General features: G+C 58.2%; 21 protein-coding genes. 8 read left to right on the top strand and 13 right to left on the bottom strand.

The features are described 5' to 3' along the window. The first annotated feature begins 5 nt into the window (after positions 1–5). Together NXC24_RS27805 and NXC24_RS27810 are read left to right on the top strand one after the other, a co-directional pair. Complete coding sequence (locus NXC24_RS27805) at positions 6–1,130, top strand: acyltransferase (protein ID WP_245464178.1); 1,125 nt, start codon at positions 6–8, stop codon at positions 1,128–1,130. An 88-nt stretch (positions 1,131–1,218) separates the two neighbouring features. Further along, entirely contained in the window at positions 1,219–1,494 is a 276-nt protein-coding gene (locus NXC24_RS27810) for a DUF6522 family protein (RefSeq protein WP_104826608.1), read from the top strand. A gap of 11 nt (positions 1,495–1,505) precedes the next feature. On the opposite strand, the gene NXC24_RS27815 is transcribed toward NXC24_RS27810, so the two are convergent. From NXC24_RS27815 to NXC24_RS27825, 3 genes are read right to left on the bottom strand one after another with little or no spacing between them, the layout of a single operon-like run. Then, the gene (locus NXC24_RS27815) at positions 1,506–2,249 is read right to left on the bottom strand and encodes an RNA polymerase sigma factor (protein WP_104826609.1); all 744 of its coding nucleotides are present in this window, start codon (positions 2,247–2,249) and stop codon (positions 1,506–1,508) included. 18 nt (positions 2,250–2,267) lie between these two features. After that, positions 2,268–2,597, bottom strand: coding sequence for an amicyanin (locus NXC24_RS27820; RefSeq protein ID WP_104826610.1), 330 nt, complete (start codon positions 2,595–2,597; stop codon positions 2,268–2,270). 7 nt (positions 2,598–2,604) lie between these two features. Further along, a complete protein-coding gene (locus tag NXC24_RS27825; protein WP_104826611.1) occupies positions 2,605–3,126 on the bottom strand; it encodes a DUF4142 domain-containing protein in 522 nt (173 codons plus the stop codon). 486 nt (positions 3,127–3,612) lie between these two features. On the opposite strand from NXC24_RS27825, the gene NXC24_RS27830 reads away from it, so the two are divergent. The 4 genes from NXC24_RS27830 to NXC24_RS27845 all read left to right on the top strand — a co-directional run bounded on the left by NXC24_RS27830 (position 3,613) and on the right by NXC24_RS27845 (position 6,756). Next, on the top strand, positions 3,613–4,698 hold the full coding sequence (locus tag NXC24_RS27830) for a fatty acid desaturase family protein (protein ID WP_104826612.1): 1,086 nt from the start codon (positions 3,613–3,615) through the stop codon (positions 4,696–4,698). A gap of 59 nt (positions 4,699–4,757) precedes the next feature. Continuing rightward, positions 4,758–5,072, top strand: coding sequence for a MocE family 2Fe-2S type ferredoxin (locus tag NXC24_RS27835; RefSeq protein WP_104826613.1), 315 nt, complete (start codon positions 4,758–4,760; stop codon positions 5,070–5,072). Between the two features lie 109 nt (positions 5,073–5,181). Continuing rightward, positions 5,182–5,739 carry an NADPH-dependent FMN reductase gene (locus NXC24_RS27840; protein ID WP_104827867.1) on the top strand — a complete coding sequence of 186 codons (558 nt, stop codon included), beginning with the start codon at positions 5,182–5,184 and terminating at the stop codon, positions 5,737–5,739. Between the two features lie 129 nt (positions 5,740–5,868). After that, a complete protein-coding gene (locus NXC24_RS27845) occupies positions 5,869–6,756 on the top strand; it encodes a DMT family transporter (protein WP_104826614.1) in 888 nt (295 codons plus the stop codon). 99 nt (positions 6,757–6,855) lie between these two features. Here NXC24_RS27845 and NXC24_RS27850 read toward each other — a convergent pair whose 3' ends face one another. The 8 genes from NXC24_RS27850 to NXC24_RS27885 form a co-directional block, all read right to left on the bottom strand. Further along, the gene (locus NXC24_RS27850; RefSeq protein WP_104826615.1) at positions 6,856–9,192 is read right to left on the bottom strand and encodes a polysaccharide biosynthesis tyrosine autokinase; all 2,337 of its coding nucleotides are present in this window, start codon (positions 9,190–9,192) and stop codon (positions 6,856–6,858) included. Positions 9,193–9,276: 84 nt separating this feature from the next. Further along, positions 9,277–10,182, bottom strand: coding sequence for a UTP--glucose-1-phosphate uridylyltransferase (locus tag NXC24_RS27855; RefSeq protein WP_104826616.1), 906 nt, complete (start codon positions 10,180–10,182; stop codon positions 9,277–9,279). Positions 10,183–10,186: 4 nt separating this feature from the next. Further along, on the bottom strand, positions 10,187–11,239 hold the full coding sequence (locus NXC24_RS27860) for a glycosyltransferase family 2 protein (protein ID WP_104826617.1): 1,053 nt from the start codon (positions 11,237–11,239) through the stop codon (positions 10,187–10,189). Next, complete coding sequence (locus tag NXC24_RS27865; protein WP_104826618.1) at positions 11,236–12,177, bottom strand: glycosyltransferase family 2 protein; 942 nt, start codon at positions 12,175–12,177, stop codon at positions 11,236–11,238. Before NXC24_RS27865 ends, NXC24_RS27860 begins: the two co-directional genes overlap by 4 nt. Next, positions 12,174–13,175, bottom strand: a complete 1,002-nt coding sequence (locus NXC24_RS27870; protein ID WP_104826619.1) for a glycosyltransferase family 2 protein — start codon at positions 13,173–13,175, stop codon at positions 12,174–12,176. Before NXC24_RS27870 ends, NXC24_RS27865 begins: the two co-directional genes overlap by 4 nt. Beyond that, positions 13,172–14,380 carry a glycosyl transferase family 1 gene (locus NXC24_RS27875; RefSeq protein WP_104826620.1) on the bottom strand — a complete coding sequence of 403 codons (1,209 nt, stop codon included), beginning with the start codon at positions 14,378–14,380 and terminating at the stop codon, positions 13,172–13,174. Before NXC24_RS27875 ends, NXC24_RS27870 begins: the two co-directional genes overlap by 4 nt. Before the next feature lie 100 nt (positions 14,381–14,480). Beyond that, positions 14,481–15,284, bottom strand: coding sequence for a glycoside hydrolase family 16 protein (locus NXC24_RS27880; RefSeq protein ID WP_104826621.1), 804 nt, complete (start codon positions 15,282–15,284; stop codon positions 14,481–14,483). A gap of 9 nt (positions 15,285–15,293) precedes the next feature. After that, positions 15,294–16,406, bottom strand: a complete 1,113-nt coding sequence (locus NXC24_RS27885; protein WP_245464179.1) for an acyltransferase — start codon at positions 16,404–16,406, stop codon at positions 15,294–15,296. A gap of 649 nt (positions 16,407–17,055) precedes the next feature. Here NXC24_RS27885 and NXC24_RS27890 point away from each other — a divergent pair. Then, positions 17,056–18,015, top strand: a complete 960-nt coding sequence (locus NXC24_RS27890) for a glycosyltransferase family 2 protein (RefSeq protein ID WP_104826622.1) — start codon at positions 17,056–17,058, stop codon at positions 18,013–18,015. An 87-nt stretch (positions 18,016–18,102) separates the two neighbouring features. After that, the gene (locus tag NXC24_RS27895) at positions 18,103–19,047 is read left to right on the top strand and encodes a polysaccharide pyruvyl transferase family protein (protein WP_104826623.1); all 945 of its coding nucleotides are present in this window, start codon (positions 18,103–18,105) and stop codon (positions 19,045–19,047) included. 12 nt (positions 19,048–19,059) lie between these two features. Here the strand turns inward: NXC24_RS27895 and NXC24_RS27900 are convergent, their stop codons facing one another. Both NXC24_RS27900 and NXC24_RS27905 read right to left on the bottom strand, forming a co-directional pair. After that, entirely contained in the window at positions 19,060–20,070 is a 1,011-nt protein-coding gene (locus tag NXC24_RS27900) for a glycosyltransferase family 2 protein (protein ID WP_104827869.1), read from the bottom strand. A gap of 87 nt (positions 20,071–20,157) precedes the next feature. Beyond that, the gene (locus tag NXC24_RS27905; RefSeq protein WP_104826624.1) at positions 20,158–20,448 is read right to left on the bottom strand and encodes an exopolysaccharide production repressor protein; all 291 of its coding nucleotides are present in this window, start codon (positions 20,446–20,448) and stop codon (positions 20,158–20,160) included. Positions 20,449–20,594 lie beyond the last annotated feature (146 nt).

Here is a 20,594-nt window from a genome sequence, read left to right on the forward strand (position 1 = left end):
CAGTTGTGAAAGCATCCGATAGTTCAGCGACGGGAGAAGACCTTAGGTCGATCCCTGTCCCACCGCAGCGACGCTCGCTTCAGGCGGGTCGGACAAGCCATCGATATGCATCGCTCGACGCGATGCGGGGCCTCGCTGCATTTGCGGTCGTTGTCTATCACCTTCAACGGCCCTATGCGCCTTTGGCCTATGTCGCGGTCGATTTCTTCTTTGTTCTCAGTGGCTTCGTCATTGCAAGGGCATATAGCGAAAAGCTCGCCAGCGGAATGCCGCTGGGCGCCTTCATGAAAGCTCGCTACGCACGCCTCTATCCGTTGTTCATACTCGGAACCTTCTACGGATTGGTGCAACTGCTGGCCCATTGGAATTGGTCGACCGACAGTGTCGGCGATTTGCTCGCAAGCTTGATCTCGACAGCATTCATGCTGCCGTCCCCGAGCTTTTTGACGAGATCCGCAACGGATTTGTGGCCGCTATACCCTTTGAATGGGCCTGCGTGGTCGCTGTTCTGGGAGCTGCTCGTCAATCTGGTATTCGCCCTGATGCTTTTCAGGATGAGAACGAAATATCTGGCTATTCTCGCCGCGGCTTCGCTTGCGTGTTTGATTGCATCCGTTTCCATGCACCGGTCGCTCGACCTCGGCTGGGAATGGCGATCGGTCGACGGCGGACTGGCTCGCGTCTTTTTCTCCTTTGTCGTCGGCATGATCATATTCAGGGTTCAGAAAGACAGGCGTCCCGTCACCACCTATTTTGCGGTCCTGCCGATCGTCTTGATTTTCGCTCTGCTGTTTCTGCCGACCTATTCGCTGAAATTCGCCCTGTTCTTCTGCATCGTCATCTCGCCACTTATCGTCCTTGCCGGCACATATCTGGAAATTCCCGAGAGGATTCAGCCGATTGGCATATTTCTCGGTTACCTCTCCTATCCGATCTATATGTGTCACAGGGGCTTTACCGAAATATATGAGCACTTCGTCCACAGCGATCACATGTCCCCGTGGATCTATATCGGAGGCTTTTTGGTGCTGATTTCGGTGATATCGCTTTTGTCGGCCCAGCTTGTCTCCATCGTGCCGAGATTGCGTTTTCCGCAGGGATGCGAACGCCGTAGACGCCAAAGCGTTTGATCGGAGGCGGGAACGATTCTCCCGCCGGTGGTCGTTCTCCATTTCGGTTTGATATATGAGCGTGTATATCTGCGGAAGTGGTGAAGCAATGTTCGTCGAGCGCGCGCAAAATGGGGATTTTATTGTCGATTCTTCGGAAATCGCCGCTCGGTTTGGTCTCTCGCTTGCAGAATTTCGCCGCTACATGCAGCGCGGCTCCGTCACCTCTTCCGTGGAGGTGGGCACGGAAGATCACGCGGGAACGAAGCGCCTTTCCTTGCGACTAGGCAACCGCATGTGGCGTGCGATTCTCGATGACGAGAACAGGGTGAAGCACGAGGAAATGACATTTCTCGGCAGGCAGCATGCGACACCCAAGTCCTGATACGACCCCTTCTACTGCGATGGTATTGAGGAATCCCTTTTCCCCGCGTGTATTGTGCGCAGCGCTGTAATCACCCGGTCGGCCATATCGGCGCAGCGGGCACCATCGAAGGGAAAGAGGGCGGAAAATGCTCCGGAAAACTGCTTTTCTATCGAAAGCCGCATCATCTTGCGGGCACGGTGCAGCCGGGTCTTGGTGGTCTCCGGTTTGATGTTGAGGAGGAACGCCGTTTCCTCCGTGCTGAAGCCTTCCACGTCGCGCAGAATGAAGACGGTGCGGAACTCGGCGGGCAGGGCATCCACCGCATGTTCCAGCAGACGCCTCGTCTGATTTCGCGCCAATTCAGCCTCGGGATCGGCTGGCGCGAGCGAGGAGGGGAAGTGCAACAAACCGCCGCCTGACGCCTTGTTCTGCATGTCGATCTCCTCAAGCCCGGTAAAGTCGCGTCGTCGCTGCACGCGAGCGAATGCTTCGTTGAGCGCAATCCTCGTCAGCCAGGTCGATAGGCTGGAACTGCCGCGGAAGGCGGCGAGGTTGATAAACGCTTGCACATAGGTTGCCTGGACAACATCCTCCGCTTCCGCATCGTTGCCGACGATGGCGCGCGCCGTTCGAAACAAGCGCTGGTTGTTGCGCTGGACAATGATCCGGATGGCATCCTCATCGCCAGCCTTGGCGCGAGCGATGAGTTCGGCTTCCGAATAGGTGGAAGGATCCGGCCGTTGTCGCTTGGCTGCGGCGGAGACGGCAGTCATCGTGGCTCCTCTCTCTCCCTACGGCTGTACATTCAGTTCCCCGATCATCATCGGATGAAAGCGGCAGTAAAATTTCACGTCGCCGGTGCGTTCGATGGTCATTTTCTTTTGCGACTTGGCCGGCAGGTCGATGTCGAAGCTGGCATCGCGCGCGGTGGCCGTGTGGCGGAATATATCATCGTTACGCCAGACGATCACGTCGCCGACGTGCAACGTGGCCGGCGGCAGGCCGAATTTCATATTCGCGATGGCGATTTGATATTCGGCCGACTTCGTCACCGTGCTGACCGTCATGAGCAGCAACCCCACGACAATCACCGATAGACGCTTTGTATTCATCGCGCCCATCGCCGGTTCATTTCATCGCCGCGGCAAGATGTTCCGCATGCGTTTGATGTTCCTGGAAGAGTGTAAGGCCGGTCTCCAACAGTGACTTGAGTTCGGCATTCTTTGCCGATGGGATCAGTTGCTTGGAAAGCGCGTCGTTGACCGCCTTGTGATAGGCCACTTCATTGTCGATATAGGCCTTGTCGAAGGCCTTGCCGTCCAACTTGCCGAGCTTGGCCAGTTCCTTGCTGGCTTGGGCACTCAGCGACTTGCTGACGTCATTGTCCTCAGGCGTGACCTTGAGTTTCTTGACCAGCGCCAGCGCCTGCTCGTTAACGGATTTGTGGTCGCGCTCCATAGTCTTGGCGAATTCGACCACCTCCGGATTCTTGCTTTTTTTCACCGCCTGCTCGGCAGCCGTGACGTCGATCTGTCCGGCGGTGTAGGCGATATGGGCGATTTGTGGATCGGAGATTTTCGCATCTGCGGCGATTGCTGCGGTGCTGGCGAAGCCGACCAGGAATGTCGCGGTCAGAATGTGCTTGAACATGATTTGTCTCCCGTTCGTTGTTAATCCGGAGCGGACATTGGACACAGTGCCGTCCTTCGTCCGTTGGTCTCGTGTCGGAACTAGCCATTGGATAGAGTTGAGAGAAAAAGGTTCCCAAAAAAAATCGCGGACTTTTTGGGGTCAGGTGATTTTTGGGCGAAGGAGCGCTTTGGTTCTTCTTCGTGGAAGAATTTTCGGTCTGAATGATAGAATTCTATCATTCGAATATTTCCCAAGTAGGAGGCCTCAAAAGGAAAAATGTCTGATCCGCTGCTCATTGGGCGCAGCCGCTCTCCATCACGCTCTAGCGAGATCAGCGATGGTTGGTCTGCGCATGGATGGTCCTGAGGTATTCCATCATGAATGAGATGGGCGGTTGATGGAATATGCTAGATTCCATCATCGTTGCATTGAGGCAAGCAAAAACTCGACCTATCATTCCTGTCATCAGGTGCGGCGCGCTGGTGTGCGTCGCGGGAGGCAGGAATGAGCGAGACGGGAAAGCGTGATTACAGCCTGCTTGGCCCCAGCAGCCGGCTGGCGGTCGAAGCCGGACTGGCGGCGGCGGAGTGGTATCATACCGAGATTGCCCGCAAGGAGATGAAGGCGCTGATGCAGCGCTCCGATGCGGCCGCCATCCGCGACACGATCATCTGGCTCGGCAGCATGGCGATCCTCGCCGGCCTTGGCATCTTTTTCTGGGGCTCCTGGCTTTGTGTCCCCTTCTTCCTGGCTTACGGCGTGCTTTACGGTTCGGCCTCTGATAGCCGCTGGCACGAATGCGGCCATGGCACGGCGTTCAAGACCCGCTGGATGAACGATGCGGTCTACGAGATCGCCTGCTTCATGATCATGCGCAATCCGGTGACCTGGCGCTGGAGCCATACCCGCCATCACACCGACACCGTCATCGTCGGCCGCGATCCGGAGATCGCCGTCATGCGGCCGCCGGATCTCGTGCGCCTGGTCCTGAACTTCTTCGGCATCGTCGATGTTTTCTATGCGATGCTCGACATGGTCCGCAATGCCTTCGGCATCATCAGCGCCACGGAGAAGACCTTCATTCCCGAGATGGAGCAGCCGAAGGCGATCCGTATCGCCCGCATCTGGAGCCTCATCTATATCGCCACGATTGCCGCCGCTATTGCCATGGGCTCGCTCTTGCCGCTGGTGCTGATCGGCCTGCCGCGGCTCTATGGCGCCTGGCATCATGTGCTGACCGGCCTGTTGCAGCATGGCGGGCTTGCCGACAATGTCATCGACCACCGGCTGAACAGCCGCACGGTGCTGATGAACCCGGTAAGCCGCTTCATCTATTGGAACATGAACTACCATGTCGAACACCACATGTTCCCGATGGTGCCCTATCATGCGCTGCCGAAGCTGCATGCGATGATCAAACACGATCTGCCGCGGCCCAATCCGTCGATCTGGTCGGGCTACCGCGAGATGATCCCGGCCTTCCTGCGGCAGTTGCGCAACGAGGATTATTTCCTGAAGCGCGACCTGCCGCCGACGGCGAGGCCCTATCGCGAGGAATTCCACACCGGGCTTGCCGAAGCGGCACAATAACCGCAGGCAACAACCTCAGCCAGAACGGCATATACAACGGCACATACAGGGAGGCAGGAATGAGCGGCAACTGGATTAAGGTCTGTGCGGCGGATGCGATCGACGAGGAGGACGTCATGCGCTTCGACCATGGCGGCAAGACCTTCGCCATCTATCGCAGTCCGGAAGACGACTATTTTGCCACCGACGGTTTGTGCACGCACGAGCAGGTCCATCTTGCCGACGGGCTGGTGATGGACAACATCATCGAATGTCCTAAGCACAACGGCCGCTTTGACTACCGCACCGGCGAGGCCAAGGGCGCCCCTGTCTGCGTCAACCTCAAAACCTATCCCGTCAAGGTCGAAAACGGCGCCGTTTTCATCGATATATGAGGGGCAGGCGATATTTGACTTGGGCTATCCGCATTCACATGAGCATCGGTCCTTGACGAATGGTATCGAGCTATAAATCTCTCCCCATCCAATTCTTATGGGGGACGCGATGAAAATTCTCGGCATATCAGGCAGCCTTCGCAAGGGCTCATTCAACACGGCACTGCTGCACGCCGCTGTCGCGCTCGCGCCGCCCGGCGTTGAACTCATCGCCGGGACGATCCATGGCATTCCGCTTTATGACGCGGATGTCGAGGCCGAAGGTATTCCGGAAAAGGTGAGCGACCTCAAGGAGCTGGCCGCAGCCTCCGACGGCCTGATCCTGTTCACCCCGGAATACAACAATTCGCTTCCAGGCGTCTTCAAGAACGCGATCGACTGGATGAGCAGGCCACCCAGCGATATTCCCCGCGTCTTCCGGGCAAAACCCGTCGCCGTTCTCGGCGCCTCGCCCGGCAATTTCGGCACCATCCTTAGCCAGACTGCCTGGCTGCCCGTTCTGCGCACGCTCGGCGCCAATCCCTGGTTCGGCGGCCGGCTGATGGTGTCTCGCGCCGGCAGCGTGTTCGATGCGGAAGGTCAAATCGTCGACGAGAAAGTGAAGCAGAACCTCGCCGCTTTCGTCGAGGGTTTCGCCGCCTTTATCGAAAGCACGCAAAAAAGCTGATCGACACATTTCGTGTAGTAAGGCAGATGCGGGAGCCTATGATCGAAGGATCGAATATCCTATTGTGATCGGCAGCGTCGGTTCGGCCGGCGCTTCCGGGGCCGCATACCATCCTTCCTTCGAGCCGAAATGAAATCCAATACTGCCGGTTATGTCTTCACGCTGTTGGCGATCAGCATATTCGCCATACAAGACGGCATCTCAAAACATCTGGTGAGTGCCTATCCGCCGCTCTTTGTGGCGATGATCCGCTATTGGGCCTTCATGCTTTTTGCCGTCGCGTTGGCATCGCGCTCACCCGGCGGCTTGCGTGTCGCCATCCGCACCAAACGGCCGCGCCTGCAGATCGCCCGAGGGCTGCTGCTAGCCGCGCAGATCGTGGTCGCCATCTCGTCCTTCGTCGTCGTCGGCCTTGCCCGTTCGCAGGCGATCTTCTCATCCGGACCATTGATGGTCGCGTTGTTGTCCGTGCCGATCCTTGGCGAAAGGGTCGGTTGGCGGCGCTGGCTGGCGATCTGCATCGGCTTCGTCGGCGTGCTGCTGATCCTGAAGCCGGAAAGCGGCTTTTTCGACATTCGTTTCCTGCTGCCGCTTGCCGGTGCCCTGTTGTTTTCGCTGTATGTCGTTCTCACCCGCTATGTCAGCCGGGACGATTCCGCGATGACGAGCTTCCTTTACACCGGTGTCGTCGGCGCCGTTGCCATGAGCTGCGTCGGACCGTTCTTCTGGGCACCGGTTGTGCCGTATGACTGGGCTTTCCTGGGTGTGCTCTGCCTCACGGGCATGTCGAGCCACTATTTTCTCATTCGCGCCTATGACCTTCTCGACGCGGTGGTGATCCAGCCGCTCACTTATCTGCAGCTCGTATTCTCGGCGATCATCGCCGTATCGATCTTCGGCGAGACGCTCAATGTCTATACTGTGATAGGAGCCATCATCGTCGTGGCCGCGGGCATCTTCACGATTTGGCGCGAACACGTCCTGGCACGCGCCGGTGCCAGGACGTTGAAAGCGTAGGGAGAGCGGTTCAGCGTTTTACGGAATCGCCTTCCCGCTCTATCACTTTGTTTTTACGCATTCCGGACGGAAAACCGGTTCGCACTTTCCTGGATTGCTCTAGGCGTCGATTTCTGCCTTCGGTTGTTCCTCGGTGTAGTAGCTGGTGTATTTCTGTCGGTAGCGCTCCGTGCCACCGAAGTCGCTGTAGCGCGACAGTTCCGACATGTCCGTCTTGTTGAGGATCACACCGAGAACACGCGAATTGATCTGCGGCTCCTGTTCCAGCAAATCCCTGACGAGATTGGTCGGCGTCGCACCCCACTCGGCAACAAAGAGGAAAGCGTCCACCTGCGGCGCGAATGCCTTGGCGTCGATGACCGGGCCCAGTGGCGCAAGGTCGACGACGATGTAGTCGAACATCTTCCGCGCGCTTTCCATCAGGTTCAGCATGCCCTGAGAAGACAGGAGCTCGCTGGTATGCAGCAGATGATCGCGAAGAACCACCGGCAGAATAGCAAGCTTAGTGCGCGGATCGACCCTGACGGCGCTTGCCCAGGGAATTTCGCCGAGAGCCGCCTCGATGAGGCCTGTCTGCGGCGGTGATTTCAGCATCCGGCTCAAACCGGGATTGCGCAAGTCGGCATCGATCAGCAGCGTGCGTTTGCCGCTGCTCGCGAGCAGGGCGGCAAAATTGGCGGCCGTCGTCGACTTGCCTTCGCCGGGCAATGCGGAGACAACGCCGATCACGCGGTCAGCCCGTCCTTGCAGCATGACATCGCTGGCAAGTTTGGCGTTGCGCAGGGTTTCGGCGAATATCGAGCGCGGGGCCTCGACCGAGACACGCATGATCCGTTCGAAAGCGACACCGGTCTCGGCATCCTCGGCCGTTGCCGGCCCGACTTTAAGCCTGCGACCCTTCTTCTTCTTGTCGAGGGTCTGTTGGCCGAGCAACGGCAGATACCCGAGGAATTTAAGTCCGAGCGCTGCACGCACATCGGCTTCGACCCGGAAATAGCGGTCGCGGAATTCCTGAAGGGCGGCAAACGCACCACCGGCCATCAAGCCGAGTACGATAGAAAGTGCCAGAACGAGCGTCTTTTTCGGGCTGGACGGCGCGGTCGGCACGCCGGCGGCGGAGATGACGCGCGCCTTGGCGATCGGGAATGAGCGCTGCTGCGATGCCTCCTCATAGCGGCTGAGATAGGATTCGTAGAGCGTCTTCAGCGCCGTCGCTTTCTGGTTAAGCGCGTTCAACTGCACGAGGGATTTATTGGCCTCGGAGTTCTTTCCGACCACGCCCTCGATGCTGTTGCGCAGCGACGTGGCACGCGACTGCGCTACGTCGAATTCATTCTTGTAGCTCGCCGTCAATTGCTGCAGTTCCTGGTAAATCTGCCGCGTGATGTCTTCGCGCTCCGCCTTCAGCGCCACGGCCTGGGGATGATTGGCGCCGAAATTCTGCGTCACGTCCTGCTCGCGCTTCTGCACATTGAGATAACGCGTCTTCAGATCCTGCAATACGCTATTGTCGGTCTGACTGGACGAGATCGTCGCGTTTTTCACCGCATTGTCCGGTCCCTGATCGATGATCGACTTATATTGATAATAGCGTGCCGAGGCGCTGGCGGTGTCGGCCTGAGCGATGATCAGTTGCTTGTTGAGATCGGAGATTTGCTGCTCCGACATCAGCTCGCCGCCGGTCGAGGTCAAGCCGTTCTCGGCCTTGTATTTTTCGACCTCAAGCGCCGCCTGCTGCGAACGCTCCCGCAGATCGTTCAGCCGTTCCTGCAGCCATACGGATGCCCGTTCGGTCGCATCGAAGTTAGCATTGAGTTGATCCGTCAGATAGGCGTCCGCATAGGCGGCGGTGATTTTGGCCGCCAATTGCGGATCGGTCCAGCCGAACGATAAGGAGACGACGGAACTGCGGGTGACGCGCTCCACTTTCAGAGCGTCCTGCAATGTCGCGGCGATTTGCTGACGCTGCGCTTCGCGCGCCTCATCGGCTGTTCGCGGCGGCTTCGCCGGTTTGAAAGCGCTGGCGATCAGCTTCACGCCGGATTTGATCAGCGCTACCGGCGATTGCGGTGGATTGAGGATCGCATCATTGTTGACTAGGCCAGCCGCATCGACGACGCGCAACGCCATTTCGTTGGATTTCAGGATTTCGACGGCGCTGGCAATCTCCATATCAGCCTGCTGGCTGCTGGCCTGCGGCGGCTGGTCCTCCGCATATTTGGTCATGGTTTCGTCGAGCAATACCTGTGTCGCTGACGTATAGGTCGAAGGCGCGGTCAACAGATAAGCGATCGCCAGTGCGACGAAGATGACCACACCGGTAATGATGGTGCGGATGCGGCGGATAATGACCGCCATCAGCCGGTCTAGGTCAATGAAACCATCCTGCTCCTCCTTTGGAAGAGCGCTGTGGAAGGTGAAATTCTTCTGATGCATGGCGACCACCTTGTCGGAGAAGCCTGAATGAATAGCGGCAATGGCCTGCGGCCATCGAGACCGCAGGCGAAAGTGTGAAGCGGCTTAAGCTGCGGTCATCTGCGCTTCGTGCGACAGAACCAAGCTTCGGATCGAGTCGTAAACCAGGCCGCCGATATCCGCACGAGCCAGCGCGAAGGCGACGTTCGCCTCGATAAAGCCTTGCTTCGATCCGCAATCGAAAGTCCGTCCGCCATAGGCCTGGGCATGGAAGCCCTGTGTTTGAGACAGGCGCAGCATGCCGTCGGTTAGCTGGATCTCGTTGCCGGCGCCGCGTTCCTGCCGCGCCAGGATATCGAAGATCTCAGGCTGAAGAATATAGCGCCCATTGAGGTAAAAGTTAGAAGGCGCCTCCGAAGGATGTGGCTTCTCAACCATTTTGGTCACACCGAAGCCGTGGCGAACCGGTGCTCCCCGGCCGATAATGCCGTATTTAGAGGTCTCTTCCGGTGCACATTCCTCGACCGCGACGATATTACCGCCGACTTCGTCATAGAGTTCCATCAGGCCGGCCATGCAGCCGCGCAGGCCATGGCAGACCATGTCGGGAAGCAGCAGCGCAAAGGGCTCATTACCGATCAGGTCTCGCGCGCACCATACGGCATGGCCGAGGCCGAGCGGCGCCTGCTGGCGGGTAAAGCTGATCGAGCCGGCCTGCGGCAGAAGACGTTCGAGTTCCGAGACCTGCTTTGTCTTGCCCGCCCTGTGCAGCGAGGAGATAAGCTCCGGCGTGTCGTCGAAATGATCTTCGATTGCCGATTTGTTGCGGCTGGTGACGAAGACGATGTGCTCTATGCCGGCCTCGATGGCCTCATCGACGGCGTATTGCACCACCGGACGATCGACAATCGTCAACATTTCCTTGGGCATCGCCTTGGTGGCTGGCAGGAAACGGGTTCCGTTGCCGGCAACTGGGATGATTGCTTTTCTCACACGATGCTTAGGGTCCATAGCTCTATCCTTTGTTAGAGTGAGGGCCTGCGCCCAAACTGGGGAGGGAGGGGGAGATCGGAGATGCCGCCGCCACTTCGCCGCCGCCCTGAAGGACGGTTGTCTCGCCGCTGCCCCGGAAAAGGGCGGCAAGGCGACGAAGACGGGCCGCGATCGGCATGCGCAAATGACGAACAGCGCCTGGATTGCAGCAGGCAATTTTCAGCGCGTTCGCCAGGGAACCGTCCTTGAGGCTGTCGACAAGCATCAGGAAGGATAGTGTTTCTTTCAGGTTGCGCGTCCGTCGCCGTTGGGCGGCCAGAGCGGCGGCACCGAAAGGATGTGTAGAGAAAAACTGCTGGTCGGCGGCAATCATCGCCTCGACATCTTGCCGCCTCAGCACGCGCGAGATCGAACCTTCGCGAATGTAATAGAGATAGCCGGCCGTCGGCTCGACGGCGCAGATGCCGCCTTTGGCCAATGCGGAGGCCAGAAAAATATAATCCTCGCCGATCCTGAGTGCCTCGTCGAAGCGCAGGTGGTGCTTCTCGAGGAAGGCGCGCTCGAAGACGGGTTTCATGTAGCCGAAATTATGCTCCGAGCGGAAAATCATGTTCGACATAATGAATTTCGCCAGCGTCAGAACCGGCAGGCGCGCGAGTACGGCCTCCGGAAACATCGTGCCCGCCGCCTCATCCGCTCCCCTGATGACATCTAGGTTGTCGACGACGATCTGGGCCTCTGCCTTTTCGGCTCGTGCAATCAGCCGTGCCATACGGTCCGGGCGCAGCGCGTCGTCGGAATCGAGCACGGCCACCCAACGGCCGCGTGCGGCCTCAAGGCCGGCGTTGCGTGCCGCGGCGGGACCGCCATTGCGGGGCATGGCAACCAGCCGAACGCGCGGATCGGGGTGGTTGCCGGCAATCGTCGGGGTGTTGTCGCTGGAACAATCGTCGACGACGATGACCTCCATGCTGACGGCACCCTGCGCCAGCGCGCTGTCAATGGCGCGCTCCAGTGTGTCCTCGGCGTTATAGGCCGCGATGACGAAACTGACATCAGGGATGAAATCCGTCATTGCGGTGCTTTCTCCAAACTTCCGTATTGTTCGATTTCGCGGACACCGAACAGGCCGCTGACGACACCGGCGTGCATGATGCCGCGCAGGCCGTAGCGATAGCGCTGTACGAGAAAGGCGGCGAGAAGCGCGGCGGCGGCAAAGCAATAGCCGGATTTGGCGCCGGCTAGCGCAATTGCCTTCCACCGGCCAAGGCCGGCCGACGTCTCCCGCAGCATCCGCCCATGCGTCTGGCCCATGCGAAAACGCCGCTTCGTGAGCCAGCTAAACGTCGCGCGCCCGTTTGGCACGGGTTCATAGACCATGGCATCCTCGGCAAAGGCGATCTTTCCGCCGGCCCTGTGCATGTGAGCGAAAAATTCCGTGTCTTCGCCACCGCTGCGACCCAGTGCGATGTTGAAGCGGCGGCCGGCGAGCGACGGCGCATTGCGTCGCAGCAGGACATTGCAGGTATAGCCCGTGCGGATATCGCCGGAGACCCAGACCGGCAATGTCGAATGGAAATCGCCTTGCCGCATCCAGCTTGGCGCGACATTCGGATAGACGGCGCGCACGGGGCCGAGCACCGCGTCGGTGCCGGTGGTATCCGCCGTCACAAGCAATTCGGCCAGCCAACCCTCGGACGCGGTCTCGTCGTCGTCGATGAAGGCCACGAAATCGCCGGTCGCATGCTCGAGGCAGGCATTGCGGGCGATCGAAATGTTCGACGCGGGGCAATGCACATAAGAAATCTCGAAAGGCACCGCCGAACGCATGGCTTCGACGCGGTCGCGCGCACTCGGCGTGATGTCATTATCGGCAACGATGATACGGACGACAGTGCCTGCTGGCACGGTCAAGACCGCCAGCGACAGCAGTGTCTGGTCCAATTCGACACGACGATAGGTGCAGACGGCGATATCGATAATCACGGGTCGGCGCTCTCGGTTCGGTGTCATGATATCACCCTGCGTCCGCGGAAGCTAAGGACTTCCATCCAGAAGCCCATCGACCAGGCAAAATGCATGACCATGGCCGAGACGGCAGCGAGAGGTCCGTAAGGATTGCGCTCGCCGAGCGCGATCCAGAAGCCATAGGCTACGCAGGCAAAAGCCCACATACTAACGGGAACGACCGCGATCCAATTGAGGATTGCCAGAAATGCGCCGACGAAGATCGGGACCACGGCCAGCGGCAGCATCTGGCGGACACTCGGCATGCTGCGGTGCTTGAGGATATTGCGCGCGCGCCCGCGGCCATAGCCGAGATATTGTCGGAAAAGCGTCGGGACGCTGGCGCGCGGATAATAGGTCATTGCCGTCTTGTCGGTGAGCCAGATGCGATAGCCGGCTTTCCGCAGGCGATAGTCGAGCTCGGCATCCTCATTATGACTGAAGGCTTCGTCATAGCCGCCGACCGCGCGGAAGGCAGTGACGCGCATCAGCGCGTGATGGCCATGATCGGCCCAATGCCCCTTGGCGCCTTCGCGATGCTTCGAGCCGCCATTGCCAAGCTTAGAATTCTGCGCTACCGCCGTCGCCTTCTGGAAAGCGCTGAAGCCCATGGTGCGCATGGCGACGACGACGGAATCCGCTCCGGCGGTCGCTTGCGCCTCCTGCACCAGGATCTGGCAGTAATCGCTGGGATAATCGCCATGGGCGTCGATGCGAATGAAATAATCGTAGTCGCGGCCGAAGGTTTGGATGGCGAGATTGATCGCAGCGCTTTGCAGCCGCTTCGGGTTGTCGAGCAGGAGAATGCGCGGATCGGCCGCGGCGATCTCCTTGACGATGTCGCGCGTTCTATCCGTGCTGCCGCCATCAGCAACCACGATTCGGGCATCAAGTTCGTCCAGAGCACTACCGAGCTTGGCGATCAGCGGCTCGATATGCTTTTCCTCATTGAGGCAGGGGATAACGATTAAGCAACGCATATCCATCGGAATTCCGGTCTTCATTGCAATCCACCTCTATTGCGATGCATTTGTGGGAGGGCCTTTAATTCGGCGATTTGGCCGCTGGCGTGGGTAAGGGACGCCAGCCGCTGCACCAGCCCTTGGCATTCGGCGCGATCGGTCATCCATTGCCTGCGATCCTGCGCGGCCGAAGCGTTGAAAGCGGCGAGGTAGCGGTCCTTATTTAGGTCGCCCAGGAGAGTGACAAGGTGGGCAGCATCCGCCTTTTCGAGTGTCAGCCCGATTTTTCGCTTTGCCAGGAACCGTGCAGTCTCGGTGCCATCGACGGCGATCGGTACGGCGCCATGCAGGCCGCCTTCATAAAGACGGTTCGGCAGCAGCCAACTGGAATTCAGTCCCTCTTCGAAGAAGTCGATCGCCCAGGAGAATTGTACCTCTCCATAAATCGCCGCGAGGTCCTCGGGATTTTTGTAGGGACCGCCGAAGCGCATGAAAGGCGCATCGCGCACGAAGCCATCGAAATCGCCGAACTCTGAATAGGCCGGCCGGCCGCGCAAAATGATCTCGAAGCGGCCTTCCATCTGGCGGGAAAATTCAGCAAGCATTTCCAGAGATTTGCGACACCGAAGCGCGCCGAACCAGCCGATTTTCCAGGGCTCGTTGGCTGCCGGCAATCGGGGAGTAATGGCAATTTCAGCTCTCATACCCTCGATCGCCAGGACCTTGTTCTCGAGAAGGAGGATCGGCAGGTCGAGGCCGGAACGAGAGCGGAAATAATGCTCGACGAAAGCCGGCGAGCTGGTCAGCAGCAGCGCCGCATCCGCGCCGAAACGGCGCTCAATGCCACGAAGAGCGTTGCCAAACACGTCCTTACGCAGCAGCAGCCGGTGAATATCGAGGCATTCGTAGACAACGGGCATATCGCCGCCGAAGATCGACTTGGCGCGCTTGGCCACGGCCAGCATCTCAAGATTGCGGCCGATGATCACGTCCGGCTTTTCGATCGAACGAAGCAATCCACGCAGTCGCAGAGCGGATTTGGCAACGGCGGCGATACGCTGCGCGAACTGCGCGTCACGCGTCCGGCCGAGTTCGATCGGTTCGACACCGTGGACGGCGGCCAATGCGTTGTCATCGCGTCGAAAGCCCGCCAGCGTCACCTTCGCCCCACCCGCCTGCAACATCAGCACCCGCCTGCGGACGGCGGGATCGGCGAGATCGTGGACGAAATAAAGAATATGCAGCATGAAAACTTCCGCTTCGTGCCCGGCCGGATGCCAGGCGCCTCGTTTCGTTCGTGTCACATCAGGTTCCCCGGCTACGAAATCGCGTCGCAGCCGGAATGTTTCAGTTGGTCTTGCAGGCGATCGATTCCGGGAACTGGCACTTGTCGCCCGCCGCCGTGAAGGCTACGCGATCGATCTGCATGGTCGCCGGCGCGCCGCCATAGTTGAACTTGCCCATCCAGTCGCCCAACGTGTCAGTGCCCCAAAGGCTGAAGAAGATCTTCTGGGCATGCGTCGGGATCTTCAAAGGATCGGTGACCTCCTGGACAAGCTTGCCGTTCACGTAATAGCGGAGCCGGTCCTTTTCCCAGACGAAGGCATAATCGTTGAAGCCTTGATCGGCGCCACCGGCGACCGGGACAAATTTTTCATTGCCGCCTTTTGCGCCGATATATTGATTGAGCTGAACCTGTGCGGGATTTTTGCCGAGCACTTCGAAATCGATTTCGTCGTGCGGTTTCTTGTCGGTCGGACCTATATAGGTGAAGAAAGCCGAATTAAGGCCGGAGCCAGTCGCGGTGCGATAACGCGCCTCATATGTGCCATAGCCATAGGTCTTGGTCGTCTGGATCTCGCCGCAGGCGTAATCGCGTTGGCCGGTCTTGGCCTGGGTGAATTGAAGCTGCAGGATGCCGCCCTCAACACGGACCTCTTTCTTAGACCAGCTGCAGTTCTGGTGCGGGCCATTATTCCAGCCATCCGAAATGTACCACCGGCCGTTGTCGATCTTGTCGAAGTTGTCGACGAAAGATTTGCCGTTCGGCTGATCTTCCTGCGCGGAAACCGCGCAAGGGATGAGGCCGACGCTCAGGATTGCGAATGAAACAAGGTTAAGTCCACGCGAAGGGAAGATCGAGTTCGTCATGTGTCACCTTTACTCGGAGGTCACCCGCCGGCCATCAACGGCCAGGGTTTCGGCGAGCCGCCGCGTGCGGCTGCCCGTCAGTAGGTTGTAGAAAGAGGGCAGGGCGTAACGCGCCATGCCGTTGGTCAAGGGCAGCACCGTCAGAGTGATGGCGGCCGCCAACAGGTAGAAGACGGGATAAAGATCCGCGCCCGTGCGGTTCCACAAAATCCAGAGGGTCAACAGCGCCGGGTGGTGGGCGCAGAAGATCCAGAAGCTCAAGCTGCCGGTTTCCGCCAACCGCTGACCGGGTTTGCTTTTGATCAGAATTGCCGAAAGCGCCCAAAAACCTGGAATGCCAGCGAGTACCATCATATCTCGGCTGAATTCGAGCCATGCAGGCGGTTCTGGGGCGGTCATATACGCCACCGTGGTCCACAGAGCCGCGAGCCCCAGAAAGGCTGCGCCGATGAAGGCCGCGTATCGGTCAAGAATTGTCAGATCGATGCGATGAAGACTGAGATAGATACCGAAACTGAAGCTGAAGAGGATGGAGTTCCTGAGAACGATGCCAAGCGATATTGGCAAGGCCGCAAGCAGCAGCAAAAATACCAGCGTCGGCATTGGGTAGCGCCGGATAAACATCGCGAGCAGCGGCGAGAGCAGGATGCAAACGAAGAGGTCGCGCAAGAAATAGAGCGGCAAATCAATCGGTGCACCTTCGGTCGCAAACAGAAGTGTAGCGAGGGTGCGTGGGCTGACGTTCGTCAGATCCGGCAGATAGCCGTCGCCGACGCCGTTGTTTTGCAGGATCAGCACAAAGAGAAAGAAGGCGGAGTTCCACAAGAGAAATGGCAGAAGGACGGTCCTTGTCTTGCGACGAATGGTCCTGCCATAGTCCAGCGCGGCGCCGTTGCGGAAAAGCAGATAGCCGGAAATGACGCTTAGGCAGGGAACGCCGACGCGAAACACACTGTCGCGCAGGAAGACCCGAAGCCAGTCAAAGAGGCCGTAGGCGCCGTTGAATGGGCTGGAATCCGTATCAAACGGGATATGTACAAATACGATGCCCGAGATGAGCACGATACGCATGAGATTGATCCGCGAAGACACGTTGGCAGTCACATTCACGATATCAGTCACCCCTTTTTCGGACCGCTCCCCCCTGCGGCCGTTTCAACCAGAGCAGACTTGAGCCCGCAGACGTAAGCTAGGGCGGTCTGGTGAAAGGAAATATGGCGCTGCAGCAAAAAACCGGTGTGGACGCCTCCGCGGGCCTCTCCTTCCGCGACGAAAAGAGATCAACAAATCTCTAATTCAATCGGATTAATTCTGGTATAGGTGTTTGGTATTAAATGGTTTTAAGGAGAGTGTCATATTCTCAAGATGGCATGGAATTACACGCTCTAGCAGCACCAAAATTTTTTCCACTTGCCCAGGATTTTTTTTGCATTGCCGCAGGTGCCGCGATCAATCGTGATGAAAATGGGGCGAGGATACAAGCCTTTTGAGAAAGTGAAAATAAGGTAGCTCACTTACTGGTTGCTATTCCGCTTTTAATATTCTGCATCAGCCGACGACGGTTACGACGCCGACGAGGGTAAATGCTCTCGTCTTCGATAAAACGCATCACCCGTCATTGTTCCGAACCGATCGGGCACTAACTGTTGGGGCCACGGCGACATCCTGTCTCTCGGGACCGGCTGAAAATCAGCGATGGATTGTCGAAAATGCCGGTCCCTATAAAAAAGGGACCACAAACTCTTTGTTGAAAAACCGTACAGGCTCAAAAATGGCGGCAATTACGATTATTATTCCCTTTTACCAAAGACAGGCAGGTATTTTGCAGCGTGCGTTGACGTCGATATCCAAGCAAGTGTTTCAGGATTTCGATATTCTCATAGTCGACGATGAATCGCCGCTTCCGGCTGAAAACGAACTTCAAACGCTTGGGGACAAGGATCGGGCGCGAATTCGGGTCATCCGTCAGGCCAACGCAGGTCCGGGCGGCGCGCGCAATACTGGTCTCGACAATGTGCCGGGATCAAGCCGTTTTATTGCCTTCCTCGATTCCGACGACGAATGGGCACCGCTGCACCTGAGCAACGCCTTTGAAGCGCTGACACGCTATGACGCCGATTGTTATTGGGGCTCGATCGAAGGCGGGGAGGGGTTTTCTTATCATTTCGGCATCGCGGAGTTGGCCAAATCGCCGGATGCCACCAGGCTTTCCGCTCAGCCTTCGCTGATCGAAGTCCCCGACGTCGCGAGCGTGATGCTGAAAGACTGGGCTTTTTTGCACCTGTCTTGCATGGTGATCGGACGCCCGCTGTTCGAAAAAATCCGTTTCGAGGCCGAGCTGCGGTTGGCGGCCGAGGATGTGCTGTTCTTCTGTGATTGCATTCTGGCTGCCAAGCGCGTGCTGCTCTGCGAAGATGTGGGTGCCTTGCGTGGGGAAGGAATGAATATTTTTCACAGTATCGATAGCGCCTCGCCGCAGTTCCTGCGACAGCAGTTCAACACTTGGACGGCACTTAACACGCTGGAACAACGATTTTCACAGCGGCCACAGGACATTGCGTCCATCCGCTCGTACAAAAATCGCGCCCGAAGACAGGCGATATGGAGTCAGGTGGGACAGTTGCGCCGGCGGCGATTTCCGCAATTCGGGCTTTTGGCGAAATGGGCATGGCGCGATCCTGCCATATTGCAGAGTGCGGTGCAGCTTGCCGTGAGCAAGTTTACGCCCTAGCTTTCGCACTGCAGCAAAGCTGACATGCCCCGGATTTTTACAGAGCCAGTGTGTTAGGCCATTACCAAAATTACCAAGGAGACTTGTATGAAGCCGTTCCACTGGGAATCCACCCATGGCAATTTCGGTGACGATCTCAATCTCTGGCTCTGGGATTTTCTGCTCCCGGGCTTGCGCGACGTGCATAACGAAACATTGCTTGTCGGGGTCGGCACTGTTCTCAATACCCTGATCCTGCCGCTCGACGGCCATAAGCTCGTGATCGGCAGCGGCTTCGGCTACGGCTCGCTTCCGGAGATGGGCGATAAGACCAAATGGGATATTCGCAGCGTTCGCGGTCCGTTGACGGCGGAAAAGGTAGGCCTTCCGAAGGACATGGGCATCATCGATCCGGCCGCGATGGTGACCGAAATGCCGGAATTCAAAAACCTGCCGAAAACCAATCGCCGCACGTTCGTGCCGCATTGGGAGTCGGCGGCAGCCGGTCTCTGGCCGGAAATCTGCAAGACCGTCGGCCTCTCCTATCTCGATCCGCGCGGCGAGGCAAAAGCTGTGATCCGCGAGATCGCGACTTCCGAGCTGATCGTCGCCGAGTCCATGCATGGCGCGATCCTGGCCGATGCCTTCCGGGTACCGTGGATCGCCGTCAGTACGTCACGGGCGATCAATAGCTTCAAGTGGAACGACTGGGCTCGCTCGCTCGGCGTCACCTATGCGCCAAAACACATTCCGGTTTCCACCCGGGCGGAAGCGATCGCCAAGGGTGCGCGGTTCTGGGGGGTTGGTTTCGAACGCGACGAGCAGAGCGTCCGAGAGCTGGAAAAGGATCGGCAAGGAGGAACGATGGTACTCGCCGACCCTGAGCAGACCCGTCTCCGGGTGATAGCGAAGCAGGCGCTTGCTGTGCCCTCGGCGCTTGCACTTTGGCAGGCCAGTAAGGCGAAGCCGCAACTGAGCGCCGACGCCGCACTTGCCAGCCGCAAGCAACGCTTCTTCGACGTTATCGAAGGCGTACGCCGCGACTACTTCTGATATAGAGAAGCATTATTCAGGAGCGGCCTGCAGCAGATAGCGCAGGCCGTTCGTTCCCGAATGTGCAATCGGCACGCCGCCGCCCTTGCGGAAACGTTCCGTTTTATCGGCAAAAATGCCGCCGGCAATGGCCGGAATGGCGGCGGGCTTGGCCAATGCGTAAGAGGCGGCCGCAGCCAGACCCGATTGTCCCTTGATATCGAGAAAACGCCGCAGCTCGTAGCGGCTGCGAACATGCTCCTCATGGCGGCGGATGGCGGCTGCGTCGGCCGGTGAGAGCCCACCGGCGGCGAGGATCGCCCGATCGGCTTGGTAAAGCCGATGCAGATCCTCAGTGCGATGCTGGCCGCTCAGGGAGTTGCTGCGCACCACGGCGCCGTAACCGCAGCTATGGATGACCTTATAGCGCGCAGCCTTGGCAAGCGCCCGCACATAGAGATCGTAATCCTCACCGAGGCGCAGGGCTTCGTTGTAGCGCAGGTCGTGCTCATCCAAAAACGTTCGGCGCATCAATGGCTTCAGGAAACCGATCTCGCCGCGGCGAACGCCGCGCTTGGAAATGTTGCCTTCCACAAAAGCAACCAGATCGAGAAAACGCGGCTTCGGATCGAAATGATCAAGCATTGTAATCGCGTCCGGAACCGTATCGGCATTGACGAAGGCAATGTTGTCGGCGACGAAATCCCAATCATTGCTCGCGAGCAATGGCTTGAACCGCCCCGGGAAAAAGAAATCGTCGGCGTCGAGGATGCTGATCAGGGGAGCGCGCGAAACCTTGATCGCATGGTTGCGTGCCGCCGCTGGGCCGCGATTTTTCTCGAATACATGGATGATCAGACGGCCGCTGCCGTCGTCGGCAAGACCAGCGGAGGCGGCGGTGCCGTCTATCGAACCATCGTCGATAACAACGACTTCGGCCACCTCAGGCTCGCGGAGTGCGGAAGCGACGGCAAGACCGATGGTGTCGCTGGCATTCTTCGCGGCAATAATTACGCAGACATTCTTATCGGCACTGTCAGTCACATCAGCCTCCATTATTCTGCCGGAGACTTAGGACGACATTAGCCATAGGCAACCACGCCATCGTCAAAAGATGCGCTGGCGCCGACCTCAGGGATTGAAGCGCTCAGTGCGATTGAGATTTGCGGCGGGCAGGCCCGTAACCTTGTCATCATCACGTAACGGCATGGCAGCCGCGTTTTGACGCGATAATGCCTGTCGGGCACTGCGTTCCTTCCAGACGAGGAAGAGGATGCCGATAAAGTAGCCGATCTGGAGCAGCACGGCGCAAATTACCGTTTCGATCAACGTTGTCGAAAAAGATTGCGTCAGGAAGTAGGTCGCGATGCCAAATACGGCCAAGGCGCCGAGCATGCTGATGAAAACGCGTGGCGCATACATGATGTTACCTCGCGCCCACAGTCATCAGGAAAAGAGCGATCAAGGTCTTGCCTCCCTTAATAGACCCACACGCCAAATATATTTAATGAATCTTTTAGATTCAACTAAATGACGGCGGTCTGTTTACGATTTTGAACGAATACGAC

The organism is Rhizobium sp. NXC24, from assembly GCF_002944315.1.
Classification (GTDB): domain Bacteria; phylum Pseudomonadota; class Alphaproteobacteria; order Rhizobiales; family Rhizobiaceae; genus Rhizobium.

Excerpts from the sequence above, each read along its gene's own strand:
- NXC24_RS27810 (WP_104826608.1), top strand. The coding sequence starts at position 1,219 with ATGTTCGTCGAGCGCGCGCAAAATGGGGATTTTATTGTCGATTCTTCG.
- NXC24_RS27890 (WP_104826622.1), top strand. The coding sequence starts at position 17,056 with ATGGCGGCAATTACGATTATTATTCCCTTTTACCAAAGACAGGCAGGT.
- NXC24_RS27870 (WP_104826619.1), bottom strand. The coding sequence starts at position 13,175 with ATGAAGACCGGAATTCCGATGGATATGCGTTGCTTAATCGTTATCCCC.
- NXC24_RS27845 (WP_104826614.1), top strand. The coding sequence starts at position 5,869 with ATGAAATCCAATACTGCCGGTTATGTCTTCACGCTGTTGGCGATCAGC.
- NXC24_RS27875 (WP_104826620.1), bottom strand. The coding sequence starts at position 14,380 with ATGCTGCATATTCTTTATTTCGTCCACGATCTCGCCGATCCCGCCGTC.
- NXC24_RS27825 (WP_104826611.1), bottom strand. The coding sequence starts at position 3,126 with ATGTTCAAGCACATTCTGACCGCGACATTCCTGGTCGGCTTCGCCAGC.
- NXC24_RS27850 (WP_104826615.1), bottom strand. The coding sequence starts at position 9,192 with ATGCATCAGAAGAATTTCACCTTCCACAGCGCTCTTCCAAAGGAGGAG.
- NXC24_RS27905 (WP_104826624.1), bottom strand. The coding sequence starts at position 20,448 with ATGTATGCGCCACGCGTTTTCATCAGCATGCTCGGCGCCTTGGCCGTA.
- NXC24_RS27815 (WP_104826609.1), bottom strand. The coding sequence starts at position 2,249 with ATGACTGCCGTCTCCGCCGCAGCCAAGCGACAACGGCCGGATCCTTCC.
- NXC24_RS27835 (WP_104826613.1), top strand. The coding sequence starts at position 4,758 with ATGAGCGGCAACTGGATTAAGGTCTGTGCGGCGGATGCGATCGACGAG.
- NXC24_RS27895 (WP_104826623.1), top strand. The coding sequence starts at position 18,103 with ATGAAGCCGTTCCACTGGGAATCCACCCATGGCAATTTCGGTGACGAT.
- NXC24_RS27820 (WP_104826610.1), bottom strand. The coding sequence starts at position 2,597 with ATGGGCGCGATGAATACAAAGCGTCTATCGGTGATTGTCGTGGGGTTG.
- NXC24_RS27855 (WP_104826616.1), bottom strand. The coding sequence starts at position 10,182 with ATGGACCCTAAGCATCGTGTGAGAAAAGCAATCATCCCAGTTGCCGGC.
- NXC24_RS27865 (WP_104826618.1), bottom strand. The coding sequence starts at position 12,177 with ATGACACCGAACCGAGAGCGCCGACCCGTGATTATCGATATCGCCGTC.
- NXC24_RS27830 (WP_104826612.1), top strand. The coding sequence starts at position 3,613 with ATGAGCGAGACGGGAAAGCGTGATTACAGCCTGCTTGGCCCCAGCAGC.
- NXC24_RS27880 (WP_104826621.1), bottom strand. The coding sequence starts at position 15,284 with ATGACGAACTCGATCTTCCCTTCGCGTGGACTTAACCTTGTTTCATTC.
- NXC24_RS27840 (WP_104827867.1), top strand. The coding sequence starts at position 5,182 with ATGAAAATTCTCGGCATATCAGGCAGCCTTCGCAAGGGCTCATTCAAC.
- NXC24_RS27860 (WP_104826617.1), bottom strand. The coding sequence starts at position 11,239 with ATGACGGATTTCATCCCTGATGTCAGTTTCGTCATCGCGGCCTATAAC.